The following is a 15025-nucleotide window of genomic DNA, read 5'->3' as shown; positions in this document are numbered from 1 at the left end:
GGCGGCTACTCCCATTCCGTCGCCGGGCGCCGGAGGACCACCAGGGAACGCCCCACCGCCTGCACCTTGCCGCCCGCCGGGGTGTGCGTGCGCTGGGATTCCCCGGTGGCCGCCGTGTCCACCACCAGCTCCCAGTCCGCGCCCCACTCCAGCGCGGGCAGCATGAAGGTGATGGGCTCGTGGTGCGCGTTGAGCAGCACCAGCAACGTGTCCCCCACGATGCGGTGGCCCTCGTCGTCCGGCGTGGCGATGGCGTCACCGCCCAGCAGGAAGGCCAGGGAGCGCACGTAGGGCTTCTCCCAGTCCTCCTTGCGCATCTCCTTGCCGTCCGGCCGGAACCACGCCAGGTCCTTCAGCTCGCTGTCCCAGATGTGGGCCCCGCGGAAGAAGCGCCGCTTGGAGAGCACCGGCTGCTCGCGCCGCAGCTTCGCGATGCGGACGGTGAAGTCCAACAGCTGGCGTTGGGACTCGTTGAGCTCCCAGTTCACCCACGACAGCTCGTTGTCCTGGCAGTAGGCGTTGTTGTTGCCCTTCTGCGTGCGGCCCATCTCGTCGCCCGCCACCAGCATGGGCACGCCCTGCGACAGGAAGAGGGACGCCAGGAAGTTGCGCTTCTGCTGCTCGCGCAGCGCGTTCACCTTGGGGTCGTTCGTCTCCCCCTCCACGCCGCAGTTCCAGGCGTGGTTGTCATTGGCGCCGTCGCGGTTGTCCTCGCCGTTGGCCTCGTTGTGCTTCTGGCTGTACGTCACCAGGTCGTGCAGCGTGAAGCCGTCGTGCGCGGTGACGAAGTTCACGCTCGCCGTGGGCTTGCGGCCGGACAGCGCATACAGGTCCGAGCTGCCGGTGAGCCGTGACCCGATCTCCGCCGCCTGCCGGTCATCGCCCTTCCAGTAGCGGCGCATGGTGTCGCGGTACTTGCCGTTCCACTCGCTCCACAGCACCGGGAAGTTGCCCACCTGGTAGCCGTAGTCCCCCACGTCCCACGGCTCCGCGATGAGCTTCACGCGGCTCAAGACGGGGTCCTGGTGGAGGATCTGGAAGAAGGCCGCGCGGGTGTCGTAGCCGTGCCGGTCCCGTCCCAGCGTCGTCGCCAGGTCGAAGCGGAAGCCATCGACGTGCATCTCCTCCACCCAGTAGCGCAGCGAGTCCGCGATGAGCTTCAGCGCGTACGGGTGCGTGGCGTTCCACGAGTTGCCGCACCCGGTGAAGTCCATGAAGAAGCGCGGGTCCTTCTCACTGAGCCGGTAGTACGCGCCGGCATCCAGCCCCTTGAAGGACAGCGTGGGCCCCATGTGGTTGCCCTCGCAGGTGTGGTTGTAGACCACGTCGAGGATGACCTCGATGCCCGCGCGGTGCAGCAGCTTCACCATCCCCTTGAACTCCGCCACCTGCTCGCCCAGCGAGCCCGACGCGCTGTAGCGCGCGTCCGGTGCGAAGAAGCCCAGCGTGTTGTAGCCCCAGTAGTTGGAGAGCCCCTTCTGGGTGAGGAACGGCTCGTCCACGAAGGCGTGGATGGGCAGCAGTTCCACGCTCGTCACGCCCACCTTCTTCAGGTGCTCGATCGAAGCCGGGTGCGCCAGGCCCGCGTACGTGCCGCGCAGGTGCTCCGGCACGCGCGGGTGCAGCTTCGTGAAGCCCTTGACGTGCAGTTCGTAGAGGACCGTCTTGTGCCAGGGGACCTCCGGCCGCCGGTCACCCTCCCAGTCGAACCCGTCCGACAGGATGACCGCCTTGGGCACGCCCCAGGCGTCGTCCTGCGTGTCCATGGCCAGGTCCTCGTCCTTGCCCCCGTGCACGTAGGCGTGGATGGGGGCCTTGGGGTCCACGACGCCGTGCAGCGCCCGGGCGTAGGGGTCCACCAGGAGCTTGTGCGGGTTGAAGCGCAGGCCCTTCTTCGGTTCATACGGACCGTGAACCCGCAGGCCGTAGAGGCAACCGGCCTGCAAGCCCGGCATGTAGCCGTGCCAGACGTGGTTCGTGGTCTCCAGCAACGGGAAGCGGCGCGTCTCCTTGTGGGGCTGGGCAGGGTCGAAGAGACAGACCTCCACCTTCTTCGCGTGCTCGCTGAACACGGCGAAGTTCACGCCGTTCCCGTCGTACGTGGCGCCCAGGGGAAACGGCCTCCCTGGAAGCACCTCGGCCCTCCTCATCCAGTGCTCCTCTCCAGCAGCACCACCGGGAACTCCGCGAGGAGCGGCCCCAAGGCCAGCCCCACGCCACCCGGCCCCTGCTGGGGACGGACGGAGCGCCCGGTGAAGACATTGCGGAACATCATGCCCGCATATGCCGCCGGAAGGTCGAGGAACGTGCCGTCATACGCCTTCGCCAGCCCGCCGGACTCCAACGCCTCCAGGGTGTAACGCGGCGCGCAGGCGATGAGCACGCTGTCACCATGCGTGCGCGCGAAGCCGACCGCCGCGGGCGAGCGCGGCCCGGACAGCTCCAGCGCCTCGTAGCCGCCCGAGCGGAACAGGTCCGCGTACTTCTGGCGAAGCCGCAGCGCCTCCGCCAGCACGAAGAGCTTCACCTGCCCGTCGTCGAAGTCCTTCGACAGCCGCGCGCACAGGGCCGGCCGGTCCTTGGCCGCCTGCGTGTCCAGCGCGGAGAGCAGCCGCTCGCGCAGGGCGTAGTCCACCGGCCGCCGGTTGTCCGGATCCACCAGCGACAAGTCCCACAGCTCGCAGCCCTGGTACGTGTCCGCCACGCCGGGCGAGGCCAGCTTCAGGAGCAGCTGCCCCAGCGCGTTGTGCTGGCCCGCGCGCTCGATGCGGCGCTTGAAGGCCCTCACGTCATCCAGGAAGGCCTGGCCCCTCGCCGGGTCGAAGCACGCGTCCACGAAGCGCGCCACCGCGTCGTCATAGGCGCCGTCCGGGTTGGTCCACGACGTGCGGACCTTGGCCTCCTTGATGGCCTTGCCCATGTACTCGCGCACGCGGCGGTGGAACTCCTTCCACTCGCCTTCCGGCACCGGGTCGCCCATGGGCCACGCGCCCACCAGCGTCTGGAAGAAGAGGTAGACGTCGTTGGACGACGGCGCGGGGCCCGTGGGCAGGTGGCTGAGGAAGGGCTGCGTGAGGTCCGCCCAGGCGCGCACCTTCTCCCGCCAGGCCTCCGGCAGCTCCGTGAGGACGTTGATGCGCGCGCGCACGTCCTCGCTGCGCTTGGTGTCGTGGGTGCTGGAGGTGAGCATGCTCGCCGGCCAGCGCTCCGCGCGCTCCTGGTTGCGCAGGTGGAAGGTGGTGGCGCGCATGCCGAAGTGCTCCGGCTCGCCGCCCACCTCGTTGAGGCTCACCAGGCGGTTGTAGATGTAGAAGACGGTGTCCTCCAGGCCCTTGGCCATCACGGGGCCCGTCACCTGCTGCAGCTTCATCGCGAAGCGCAGCATCACCGCCTTCTCGTCGTCCCCCACGTGCTCCGGGTAGCGGCCCAGGAGGATGTCGCGCAGGAAGTCGAAGATGGAGGCGTTGGTGGTGGTGTTGCGCTCCTTGGCGCGCTGGAGGGTCCACTCGATGTACTGCACGTCGCGCACGTCCAGCTCCGCGCGCCAGCCGTCCACGTAGGTGCGGTACACGGGGAACAGCGCGATGAACTCCACCAGCGCGCGCCGCAGGCTGTTGAGCGTGAAGTCGCGCGTGCGGCGGTTCATCTCCGAGATGCGGTTGAGCTCGTGCGCCAGCACGTTGATCTCACTGGCCATGCTCACGCGCATGATGAGCAGCTTCTTCTGGTACACCAGCTCCGCGAAGTCGTGCGTGCCGCCCGCGAAGCGCTCGTACGTCTGCGTCAGGTGCGCCTCCGCGGCCGGGTGCACGAACAGGCCGCTCACCGCGTTGGCGAAGCGGTAGCCCGTGGTGCCGTGCACCGCCCACGCGTCCGGGATGCGCTCGCGGCCGCCCTGGATCTTCTCCACCGCCACGAAGAGCGCCTTGCGCAGCGGGCTGTCCGGCGTGTCCATCACCTCCTTGCGCCACCGGGCGCGCAGGAGCGCCTCCACCTCCGTCCACCGCGCCTCATCCCCGTCCTGCGCCTCCGCCAGGAAGCGCGCCCGCGCGCGCTCGACGAAGAAGCGCTCCTGCAGGTCCAGGAAGTAGGCGGTGGGGTCGAAGAGGCCGTCCGGATGGTCGATGCGCAGGCCCGTGACGCGCCCCTCGCGCAGCCACTCGAAGATGAGCTGGTGGGCCTCCTGGAAGACGTCCGGGTCCTCCACGCGGATGGCGGCCAGGCCGTTGATGTCGAAGAAGCGGCGGTAGTTGATCTCCTCGCCCGCCACGCGCCAGTGGGCCAGCCGGTAGCTGCACCCCTGCAGCAGCCCGTCCAGCAGGTCGAAGGAGCGCACGTTGCCGGGCGTGCCGTTGAACACCCGGACGTTCTCCTCCACGTACGCCGCCAGCTCCGCGCTGTCCGCCACCACCGCGGCCAGGCGCCGCTTGATGACCTCCTTCTCGCGGTGCCGCTCCACCACCTTCGCCGGGTTCACCTCCGTGCGCGGCGGCAGGTGCTCCAGCGCCGTGAGGATGGAGAGCAGCTCCACCAGGTGCGGCGACTCCGGCCCCAGCTGCTTCTGCAACCGCTCCAGGCCGTGCTGGAGGATGCTCGCGTACTGGCGCGGCGCCACCGGCAGCCGGTGGTCGTAGTAGTGCAGGTGGAAGGCGCCGGAGTCGTACGACAGCTTCAGCTCGCCCCGCTCCAGCACGATGCCGTACTGGTCCCCCAGGATGGGCAGCAGCACCTTGTCCGCCAGCTCGTCCTTCACCGGCCGCCAGTCCACGTCGAAGAACTTCGCGTAGACGGACGACGGGCCGTTCTCCAGCACGTCCAGCCACAGCCGGTTGTCGCGCTCGATGCCCATGTGGTTGGGCACCACGTCCAGCACCTGGCCCAGCCCGTGCTCGCGCAGGGTGTCACAGAAGGCCGCGTGCTCCTCCGGCGTCCCCACCTCCGGGTTGAGCCGTTGGTGGTCCACACAGTCGTAGCCGTGGGTGCTGCCGGGCGTGGCCTTGAGGTAGGGGGACGCGTAGAAGTCGCTCACGCCCAGCCGGGCCAGGTACGGCACCAGCGCCTTCGCCTGCTGGAAGGTGAAGCCCTGGTGCAGCTGCACGCGGTAGGTGGACAGCGGCGTGACGCGGCGCGATTGCAGCTCGCGTTGGACCTGCTCGAAGAGGCGGTCCGCCTGGGCCTCCACCGTCGTGTGCGTGCCCGCCGTGCCCTCCCGCCGCGAGGAGCGCTCTCCTGACTCAAGGCTGTCGTGGAACATGGGCCCCTGAGGTAGGCCCGACGCGGCGCGTCCGCCAGCGGGGCGTTGCGCCTTCGCCCCCTTTTCAACGCTCCAGACGGGCGGCTGTCTCCGGGGGAAAAGCGGAGGGAAAAAGCGGAGGGCCCGTCCCGCGCGGTGCGTGACGAGCCCCCAGGGTCCTTCGGGCAACCAGCAACGGCCCCGAGGGGCCCGCCACCTTCAGCTCAGGTGGTTGTTCACCAGCTTGGTCATCTCGAACATGGTGACGCTCTTCTTGCCGCCGAAGATGGGCTTCAGCTTGTCGTCGGCGTTGATCTGGCGCTTGTTCTTCGCGTCCTGGAGGTTGTTCTTCTTGATGTACTCCCAGATCTTGCTGACCACCGCGGTGCGGGGCAGCGCCTTGGACCCGACGATCGCCGCCAGCTCGCTGGAAGGCGTCATCTCCTTCATGAAGGCGGCGTTCGGCTTACGGCCCGCGGCCTTCTTCGCGGCAGGGGCCTTCTTCGCGGCAGCAGGGGCAGACTTCTTCGCAGCGGCTTTCTTGGCGGCCATTCGTCTTGTGTCTCCTCCCCTCCGAAGGGGACGTTGCACGGCGTCTTTGCATCATCAAGCTAGAGCCGATGGCGCGTAGTAGCACGGCCTAGAGCGAAAAACAGCGCCCATCGCGCGCTTTTTCCCTCTGGGGCCCCTCGGAGCAATGGATTCGGAGGCTAGAACTCGGCCCCGCAGCGCATTCTTCGCTCGGGAACGGAAGCCGCGCGGCGCGTCCGGAGGCCCAGAAACCGGCTCCGGAGGCCGTTTCCCCTCGGGGATTGTGCCTCGCGACGCGTCCGGAGGCGGAAACTCGGCCCCCGGAGCGTTCTCTCCCTCGGACGGGACCCTGCCCATTTCGACGGTGGACGGGATGTGGCTTTTCGGATGAAACAGCACCCATGAATGCCCTCATCACTGGCGCCGGAGGCTTCTTGGGGACCTGGCTCGCGCGGGCGCTGGCCGCTCGCGGCGACCGGATTTCATGCCTGTTGCGCCCCACCACGGACACCCGCGAACTGGCAAAGGCCCTGGAGGGCCATCCCTGGACGCGGGTGGTGGGCGACGTGACGGACCCCGCCTCGCTGGCTCCCGCGGTGGAGGGCGTGGACGTCGTCTTCCACCTGGCCGGCATCCGCCGCGCCGCGGTGCGCGACGAGTTCATGCGCGTCAACGCGGACGGCACCCGCCTCCTCTGCGAGGCCATGGCCGCCCTGCCCCAGCCCCGCCCCCGGCTGGTGATGTGCGGCTCGCTGGCCTCCCACGGCCCCTCCACCCCGGAGCGGCCCCACGTGGAGGAGGACGCCTTCCATCCCCATGAGTGGTACGGCGAGAGCAAGGCGGAGGCAGAGCGCATCGCGTTCTCCTTCCAGGATCGGCTGCCCGTGACGGTGATCCGCCCGCCGCGCATCCTGGGGCCCGGAGACCGGGAAAACCTGACCTTCTTCAAGCTGGGCAAGCAGGGCGTCCGGCTGGAGCTGACCGGGGGCCCACGCCCGCTGTCCCTGGTGGACGTGGAGGACGTGGTGGACCTCCTGCTGGTCCTGGCGGAAAGGCCGGAGGCCCTGGGGGAGGCGTTCTTCTGCGCCGGCCCGGAGCGCCTCACCCTGGAGGAGATGCAGGAGGTGGGGGCGAGGGCGCTGGGGTTCCAGACGCGCACCTGGCGGCTGTCCCCGGCGGTGCTGACGGCCCTGGCCACGGCGGCGGACGGCGTGACCCGGGTGACGGGGCGCAAGCTCCCCCTGAACCGGAAGCTGGCGCGGCAGCTCCTGGCCCCGGCCTGGACGTGCTCGGGGGCCAAGGCTGAACGCCTGCTGGGCTTCCGGCCGCGCCGTGGCCTGGCGGAGTCCATCACGCGCAGTGGTGAATGGTATCGCGCGCAGGGCTGGTTATAGACCCATGCGCCCAAAGGGCCGGCCGCCCACGCCGGCCCATCCGCTTTCGTTGACCGCACCCCCTCCAGGATGGGAGGAAGCCCGACCGCCCATGCCCCCCAAAGTGCCCGCCAAAGCCGCCTTCTTCGACGTCGACGGGACGCTGGTCCGGACGAACATCGTCCACGTCTATGCCTATTACGCGACGAACCGGGGCTCGCTCCGGGGCATCGCGGGCCGCACCCTGGGCACCGCCCTGGGGCTGCCGGTGTTCGGCATCCTGGATGCCGTCAACCGCAAGGCCTTCAACGAGTTCTTCTACCGGTACTACTCCGGCCTCAGCGAGGACCGGCTCGTCACCATCGCGGAGGACATGTTCGAGGACGTCCTCAAGCCCGCGCTGTACGAACAGACGCAGGACCTCATCGACGAGGCGCGTCGCTCCGGCTGCCGCATCGTGCTCGTCACCGGCGCGCTGGACTTCACCATGCGCCCGCTGGCCCGGCACCTGGGCTGCGACGACGTCATCGCCAACAAGATGCAGTTCGTGGGCGGCAAGGCCACCGGCAAGGTGATTCCGCCCATCATCGAAGGCGCCAACAAGGCCAACGCCATCCGCGCCTACTGCGAGCGCGAGGGCCTGGCCCTCAACCAGTGCCACGGCTACTCGGACAGCGCCTCTGACTACGCCATGCTCGCCGTGGTGGGACGGCCCACCGCGGTGAACCCGGACCTGCGGCTGCGCTCGCTCGCGCGCGCGTACAACTGGCCCATCCTGGACCTGAAGTAACCCCACCCCTTTCTTTCGCCCCCCTTCATCCATGCGCCCGCTCAAGACGCTCCAGAAGCTGTACGACGAGGAAAGCCAGGTGGTCATCACGGAGAAGGGCAGCCCCCCGCGGGCGCTCTTCTACGGCGAGGGCTTCCTCCAGGAAGACCTGCCCGTGGGCACCCGGGTCATCTTCCCCCGCCCCCCGCTGGAGGGCGTGCCCAACGTGAAGGCCGCCATCCGCTGGGCCATCAACCACCCGGAGGGCATGGACCCGCTGCACGCGCTGCTCAAGCCCGGCATGCGGCTGACGTGCGTCATCGACGACATCAGCGTGCCGCTGCCGCCCATGGTCACGCCGGACGTGCGCCAGTCCATCCTGGAGGTGGTGCTGGAGCTGTGCGCGGACTCGGGCGTGGACGACGTGCACCTGGTCATCGCCAACGCGCTCCACCGCCGGATGACGGAAGGTGAGATGAAGCGCATGGTGGGCGAGAAGATCTTCGACGCCTACTACCCGGACCGCTACTACAACCACGACGCGGAGGACCCGGACGGCATCACGGAGCTGGAGCGCACCAGCCACAACGAGGTGGTGGCGGTGAACCGGCGGGTCGCGGAGAGCGACCTCATCGTCTACGTGAACATCAACTTCGTGCCCATGAACGGCGGGCACAAGTCCATGGGCACGGGCGTGACGAACTACGCGTCGCTGCGGCACCACCACAACCCGAAGACCATCCGCGAGTCGGACTCCTACATGGAGCCGAAGGCGAGCGCGCTCTACACGAAGAACTCGCGCATCGGGACGGTCATCGACAAGACGCTGAAGGTCTTCCACATCGAGACCACGCTGAACAACCGCATGTTCGGCGCGCCCACGGACTTCCTCGCCAAGAAGGAGGAGGACTACACGGAAGGCGACCGGCTGAAGTTCCAGGCCCTGCGCTACACGCTGTCCAAGCTGCCCCGCGCGGCGGCGCGCAAGGTGCTCAACGCCATCCCCGCGCCCTATGACGTGACGGGCGTGTTCGCGGGGGCCACGGAGCCCACGCACGCCAAGACGCTGGAGCAGAGCTGGAAGCAGTACGTGGTGCCGGTGGAGGGGCAGAGCGACATCGTCATCTTCCCCATCCCGTTCGTCAGCCCCTACAGCGTCAACTCCATCCTCAACCCGCTGCTCGTGCAGGTGATGGGGCTGGGCTACTTCTACAACCTCAACCGGGGCGTGCCGCTGGTGAAGAAGGGGGGCGTGCTCATCCTCCTGCACCCGGCCTACGACGAGTTCGACCCCGTGCAGCACCCCAGCTACATCGAGTTCTTCCACCGGCTCCTGCCGGAGACGCGGGACTCCATGAAGCTGGAGCACAAGTACGAGAAGGAGTTCGCGGAGAACCCCAGCTACGTGCACCTGTACAGGAAGGGCAACGCCTACCACGGCGTGCACCCCTTCTACATGTGGTACTGGGGCGAGAACGGCCGCCAGCACGTGGGCAAGGTCATCGTCGCGGGCGCGGAGAACAACCACGTCCCGGCCCTGCTCGGCTGGGACCGCACGGACACCCTCTCCGAGGCGATTGAAGAGGCGCGCGGCTTCATGGGGCGCTCGGCGTCCATCAGCCTGCTGCGCATCGCGCCCACGGTGATGGTGGACGTGAAGTGAAAGGGTCGCACACGGACATGGCCACGCTTCCCTCGCTGGACGTCACCCGGGTCTTCACCGGCAAGCGCATCGTCTTCGTCGGCACCACCGGCTTCGTGGGCAAGGTGACGCTGTCGATGTTGCTGACCCACTACGGCGACGTGCTGGACCGGGTCTACGTCATCGTGCGCAAGGGCAGCGCCGCGTCCGCGGAGCGCCGCTTCTTCGACAAGGTGGCGCCCAGCGAGCCCTTCCAGCCGCTGCGCGACCGCCTGGGTGACGAAGGCGCCATGGCGTTCATCCAGCAGAAGTGCACCATCCTGGATGGCGACATCACCGACCCCCTGGTGGGGCTGGAGGAGGCGCAGGTCGCGGCGCTCACCGGGCAGGTGCACGCCATCGTCAACTGCGCGGGCCTGGTCTCCTTCAACCCGTCGCTGGAGGTGGGCCTCAACGTCAACACCCACGGCGTGAAGAACGCGGTGGACCTGGCGCTGCGCTGGAGCGTGCCGCTCATCCACATGAGCACCGCGTTCGTCGTGGGCAACCGCAGCGGGCTCGTGTTCGAGGACGAGCCGGTGCTGGGCTACTTCCCCAAGCAGGGGGAGATGGACGGGCGCGACTTCAGCCTGGAGCAGGAGCTCCAGGACGCGGAGAAGATCGTGGCCCGCCTGCGCGAACAGGCGGATGACAAGGCGCTTACCTCCCTCTTCCGGCAGAAGGCGCTGGACCGCCTGGAGGAGGAGGGCCGCGACGCCACCGACGAGAAGACGCTGCGCCTGGCCGTGGGCCGCGAGCGCAAGCTGTGGCTGTCCGGCGAGCTGGTCCGCGCGGGCATGGAGCGCGCGCAGCACTGGGGCTGGCCCAACACGTATACGTACGCCAAGCACCTGGGCGAACAGGTGATGGCCGGGACGCCGGGGCTTCGCTACTCCATCGTGCGGCCCTCCATCGTGGAGAGCGCGGCGCACTTCCCCTTCCCCGGCTGGAACGAGGGCTTCACCACGTCCGCGCCGCTGGCGTACGCGGGCATCAAGGGCCAGCGCGGCATCCCCGCGGGCGACCACGCCATCCTGGACATCATCCCGGTGGACCAGGTGGCGGGCGCCACGCTGGGCATCACCGCGCACGCGATGCAGGTGGAGGAGCGCCGCGTCTACAACCTGGCGTCCGGTGACGTGAACCCGTTCCTCGCCAGCCGCTCCGTGGAGCTGGTGGGGCTGTACCGCCGCCGCTACTACCGCAACCGCGAGACGGGCAACTCGCTGGTCAACGCGCTGCGCTCGCGCATCGAGCCGCAGCCGGTGAGCAAGCAGGAGTTCCAGCTGCTCAGCGCGCCCATGCTGGCGAAGGGCGCGAAGCTCCTGAAGAAGGCCATGGAAGAGGTGCGGCCCGCGTGGGGCGCGCCGCGCGTGCAGGCGATGATGGACAAGGCCCGCATCGCGCTGGACGAGGTGGAGTCGCAGGCGGACAGCCTCACGGGCCTCATCGACCTGTTCCTCCCCTTCCTCTGGGAGAACCGCTACGTCTTCCGCTGCGACAACACGCGCTCGGTCTACGAGCGCATGGCGCCGGCGGACCGCGCGAAGATTGACTGGGCGCCCGAGCGCATCGACTGGCGCGAGTACTTCCTGGGCACGCACCTGCCCGGCCTGGAGAAGTGGGTGTTCCCGGGCCTGGACGAGGAGCGCGAGAAGCGCACCGCCATCCCCGCGCACCGCGACCTGCTGGAGCTGTTCGAGGCCACCGTGCACGCGTACCGCCACCGGGTGGCGTTCCGCATGGCCGCGGGGGAGAAGGAGGAGCGCTTCACCTTCGGGGAGGTGCACCGCTACGCGGCCCGCGTGGGCAGCTACCTCATGGCCCAGGGCATCAAGCGCGGCGACCGCGTCCTCCTGGTGTCGGAGAACCGGCCGGAGTGGGCCATCAGCTACTTCGGCATCCTGCGCGCCGGCGCCACCGCGGTGCCGGTGGACCCCTCGCTCACGGAAGCGGAGGTGGTCAACATCGCGAAGCGCGCGGCGGCGAGGCAGTGCCTCGTGTCCGAGCAGGCCGCGGAGGACTTCCCCGGCCTCTTCGCGGCGCTCGGGGAGGGCGTGGGCGTGGCCAGCCTCGCGGAGGCCATGACGGGTGACCCGGCGTATCCGGACCGCATTGGCCCGGTGAGGAAGTCCGCCGCCGCGGACGACGTGGCGAGCGTCATCTTCACCTCCGGCACCACCGGCACGCCCAAGGGCGTGATGCTCACCCACCGCAACTTCGCGTCGCTGGTGGCGAAGCTGGCGGGCGCGTTCGACGTGGGCGTGGGCGACGGCGTGCTGTCCGTGCTGCCGCTGCACCACACCTTCGAGTTCTCCGCCGGCTTCCTCACGCCGTTCATGCGCGGCGCGGAGATCACGTACATCGACGAGCTCACGTCGGACCGGCTGGGCGACGTCTTCGAGACGGGCCGCGTGACGGCGATGATTGGCGTGCCCGCGCTCTGGCAGCTGTTGCACCGCAAGATCACCCAGGAGATGGCCGCGCGCCCGCCGGTGGTGGAGCAGGCGCTCAAGGCGCTGATGGCGGCCAACGGGGAGCTGCGCAACCGCAGCTCGCTCAACCTGGGCAAGCTCCTGTTCTGGCCGGTGCACCGCAAGTTCGGCGGCCGGGTGAAGGTGCTGGTGTCGGGCGGCTCCGCGCTGTCGGAGGAGGTGCACCAGGCCTTCCACGCGCTGGGCTTCACCATGCGCGAGGGCTACGGCCTCACGGAGGCCGCGCCGGTGCTGGCGGTGTCCGAGGCCACCAACAAGCGCGTGAAGGGCACGGTGGGCAAGGCGCTGCCGGGCATCGAGTTCAAGGTCCTCAACCCGGACAACGACGGCATTGGCGAGGTGCTCGCCAAGGGCCCCAACGTGATGGCGGGCTACTTCGGGGACCGCGAGGCCACCGAGGCCGTGGTGAAGGACGGCTGGCTGCACACCGGCGACCTGGGCCGCATGGACGACGAGGGCCGCCTGTACCTCATGGGCCGCGCCAAGGACGTCATCGTCGACGCCAACGGCAAGAACGTCTACCCGGACGAGTTGGAGGAGCTGTACCAGGAGCACGAGCACATCAAGGAGCTGTCCATCGTCGGCCTGCCGGATGAAGCGGGCGGCGAGAAGGTGGCGTGCCTGTGCGTGCCGGACTTCAAGGACCGCCCGCGTGAGGAGGTCCGCCACGAGCTGGAGGAGCACTTCCGCAAGGTGAGCGCGGGCATGCCCTTCTACCGGCGCGTGAAGGTGCTGCGCTTCTGGGATGGCGAGCTGCCGCGCACCTCCACGCGCAAGGTGAAGCGCAAGCGCGTGGTGGAGGAGCTGCAGCGGCTGGACCGCGTGGCGGCCAGCGCGGGCCGCGTGAAGGAGAAGGCGCAGGCGGCGCCCACCACGGGCGGCGTGTCGGACTGGCTCTACCCGCTCATCGCGGAGGTGTGCCACCGCCCGGTGACGGACGTGCGGCCGGACGCGCAGCTCATTGGCGACCTGGGCTTCGACTCGCTGATGCTCACGGAGATGTCCGTGGCGCTGGAGGGCGCGGGCGTGCCGCTGCCCGCCATCGAGGACCTGACCCAGGTGCAGACGGTGGAGGACCTGCGCAAGCTGGTGGTGGCCTCCGGGCGCCGGCCTTCGCAGGAGACGCGCGCGCGCGACATCAAGAAGGAGGCCGAGCGCGCGGAGGAGGCCGAGATTCCGGTGCCGGAGGCGGTGTCCGCGCTGGGCCGGCAGCTCCTGTCCTTCGGGCAGAAGGTGCTCTACGGCGGCGTCTTCGACGTGAAGGTGACGGGCAAGACGTTCATCCCGCAGAACCGCAACTTCCTCGTCATCGCCAACCACGCCAGCCACCTGGACGCGGGCCTGGTGCGCGTGGTGCTGGGCGACCAGGGCGAGCGCCTGGTGTCGCTGGCCGCGCGCGACTACTTCTTCGACACGCCGCTCAAGCGCGCGTGGTTCGAGAACTTCACCCACCTCATCCCCATCGACCGGCAGGGGAGCCTGCGCGAGTCGCTGCGCGTGGCGGGCGAGGCGCTCCGGCAGGGCTTCAACGTCCTCATCTTCCCGGAGGGCACGCGCTCCAAGACGGGCGAGCTGATGGAGTTCAAGCCGACGCTGGGCTACCTGTCGCTCACCTACGGCGTGGACGTGCTGCCGCTGTACATCCACGGCGCGTATGAAGCGCTGCCCAAGGGCTCCATGTTCCCGAAGACGAAGGAGCTGGAGGTGCACGTGGGCCCGGCGCTGGAGTACGCGTCGCTGAAGGCCCGGGCGCAGGGCATGGCGCGCTCGGAGGGCTACCGCTACGTGACGCACATCGCGGAGGAGGCGGTGCGCGCGCTGCGGGCGGGCAAGGTGCTGGACCTGGAGCAGGTGGGCGCGGACCGGGACTTCACCCCGCCCGCCCGGGCCCTGCCGGAAGGGAAGGACGCGTGAAGCTGCTCGTCACCGGAGGCACGGGATTCCTGGGCACGCACCTGGTGCCCAAGCTGGTGGCCGCGGGCCACGACGTGCGCCTCATCGCGCGCTCGAAGCCGTCAGGCCCCGCGTTCGCGAAGACGGAAGTGCGCCAGGGCGACCTGAAGGACCGGGACGCCGTGCGCCGCGCGCTGGAGGGCGTGGACGCCGTCTACCACCTGGCGGGGCTCGTCTCCTTCCAGAACAAGGACGCGCGGCGGATGTACGAGCTGCACGTGGACTGCACGCGCGAGCTCCTGCGCGACGTGCGTGAAGCGGGCATCCAGCGCGTCATCCTGGGCTCCACCTCCGGCACCATCGCGGTGTCGAAGGAGGACCGCGTGGGCACGGAGGAGGATGACTACCCCATCACCACCGTGGCCCACTGGCCCTACTACCTGTCGAAAATCTACGAGGAGAAGCTGGCGCTGGAGTACTGCCGCAAGCACTCCATCCCGCTGGTGGTGCTCAACCCCAGCCTGCTGATGGGGCCCGGGGATGACCGCCTGTCCTCCACCTGGACGGTGGTGAAGTTCCTCAACCGGGAGATTCCGTCCATGCCCGGCGGCGGCATCTCCTTCGTGGACGCGCGCGACGCGGCGGACGCCTTCGCGCAGGCGCTCACGAAGGGTGAGCTCTACGGCCGCCACCTGATGGGCGTGAACATGGCCATGCCGGACTTCTTCGACCGGCTCCAGCGCCTCACCGGCGTGCCCGCCCCGCGCATGAAGCTGCCGCGCGAGGTGAACATCTGGGGCGGCAAGCTGCTGGAGCAGGTGGCGAAGTGGCGCGGCGTCACGTCCAAGCTCGACCCGCAGGAGGTCGAGATTGGCGAGCACTTCTTCTACCTGGAGCCCGCCAAGGCCGAGCGCGAGCTGGGCTTCAAGGCGCGCGACGCGCACGAGACGCTGCTCGACACCGTCCAGTACATCTATTCGAAGATGCCGCCCGGAAGCCTCCCCGGCACCCGCGGCCGGCTGGCCGAGTCGCGCGAAGGCACCTGACGTC

Annotated in this window: 8 protein-coding genes; 5 read left to right on the top strand and 3 right to left on the bottom strand. The window is 69.2% G+C overall.

The window, feature by feature from the left end:
* Window positions 1-5: 5 nt before the first annotated feature.
* The 3 genes from glgX to KYK13_RS07450 form a co-directional block, all read right to left on the bottom strand.
* Complete coding sequence (gene glgX, locus KYK13_RS07460; protein ID WP_223643126.1) at window positions 6-2150, bottom strand: glycogen debranching protein GlgX; 2145 nt, start codon at window positions 2148-2150, stop codon at window positions 6-8.
* On the bottom strand, window positions 2147-5254 hold the full coding sequence (gene treY, locus KYK13_RS07455; RefSeq protein ID WP_223643124.1) for a malto-oligosyltrehalose synthase: 3108 nt from the start codon (window positions 5252-5254) through the stop codon (window positions 2147-2149). The genes glgX and treY overlap by 4 nt, the downstream gene beginning before the upstream one ends.
* A gap of 198 nt (window positions 5255-5452) precedes the next feature.
* The gene (locus KYK13_RS07450) at window positions 5453-5785 is read right to left on the bottom strand and encodes an SWIB/MDM2 domain-containing protein (RefSeq protein WP_223643122.1); all 333 of its coding nucleotides are present in this window, start codon (window positions 5783-5785) and stop codon (window positions 5453-5455) included.
* A gap of 380 nt (window positions 5786-6165) precedes the next feature.
* Between KYK13_RS07450 and KYK13_RS07445 the strand changes: the two genes are divergently transcribed.
* The 5 genes from KYK13_RS07445 to KYK13_RS07425 all read left to right on the top strand — a co-directional run bounded on the left by KYK13_RS07445 (window position 6166) and on the right by KYK13_RS07425 (window position 15021).
* Entirely contained in the window at window positions 6166-7158 is a 993-nt protein-coding gene (locus tag KYK13_RS07445) for an NAD(P)-dependent oxidoreductase (RefSeq protein WP_223643120.1), read from the top strand.
* A gap of 103 nt (window positions 7159-7261) precedes the next feature.
* Window positions 7262-7927, top strand: coding sequence for an HAD family phosphatase (locus tag KYK13_RS07440; RefSeq protein WP_223646549.1), 666 nt, complete (start codon window positions 7262-7264; stop codon window positions 7925-7927).
* Window positions 7928-7958: 31 nt separating this feature from the next.
* Complete coding sequence (locus KYK13_RS07435) at window positions 7959-9569, top strand: lactate racemase domain-containing protein (RefSeq protein ID WP_223643119.1); 1611 nt, start codon at window positions 7959-7961, stop codon at window positions 9567-9569.
* A gap of 17 nt (window positions 9570-9586) precedes the next feature.
* Window positions 9587-13996 carry an AMP-binding protein gene (locus KYK13_RS07430; protein WP_223643117.1) on the top strand — a complete coding sequence of 1470 codons (4410 nt, stop codon included), beginning with the start codon at window positions 9587-9589 and terminating at the stop codon, window positions 13994-13996.
* The gene (locus tag KYK13_RS07425) at window positions 13993-15021 is read left to right on the top strand and encodes an NAD-dependent epimerase/dehydratase family protein (protein WP_223643115.1); all 1029 of its coding nucleotides are present in this window, start codon (window positions 13993-13995) and stop codon (window positions 15019-15021) included. The genes KYK13_RS07430 and KYK13_RS07425 overlap by 4 nt, the downstream gene beginning before the upstream one ends.
* Window positions 15022-15025 lie beyond the last annotated feature (4 nt).

The organism is Corallococcus sp. EGB, from assembly GCF_019968905.1.
Lineage (GTDB): Bacteria > Myxococcota > Myxococcia > Myxococcales > Myxococcaceae > Corallococcus.
The sequence above is the reverse complement of the archived record's forward strand: the minus strand, read 5'-3'. Positions and strand labels throughout refer to the sequence as shown.

Bases quoted from the DNA above. Each gene is read 5' to 3' on its own strand.
- glgX (WP_223643126.1), bottom strand. From the start codon at position 2,150: ATGAGGAGGGCCGAGGTGCTTCCAGGGAGGCCGTTTCCCCTGGGCGCC.
- treY (WP_223643124.1), bottom strand. From the start codon at position 5,254: ATGTTCCACGACAGCCTTGAGTCAGGAGAGCGCTCCTCGCGGCGGGAG.
- KYK13_RS07450 (WP_223643122.1), bottom strand. From the start codon at position 5,785: ATGGCCGCCAAGAAAGCCGCTGCGAAGAAGTCTGCCCCTGCTGCCGCG.
- KYK13_RS07445 (WP_223643120.1), top strand. From the start codon at position 6,166: ATGAATGCCCTCATCACTGGCGCCGGAGGCTTCTTGGGGACCTGGCTC.
- KYK13_RS07435 (WP_223643119.1), top strand. From the start codon at position 7,959: ATGCGCCCGCTCAAGACGCTCCAGAAGCTGTACGACGAGGAAAGCCAG.
- KYK13_RS07430 (WP_223643117.1), top strand. From the start codon at position 9,587: ATGGCCACGCTTCCCTCGCTGGACGTCACCCGGGTCTTCACCGGCAAG.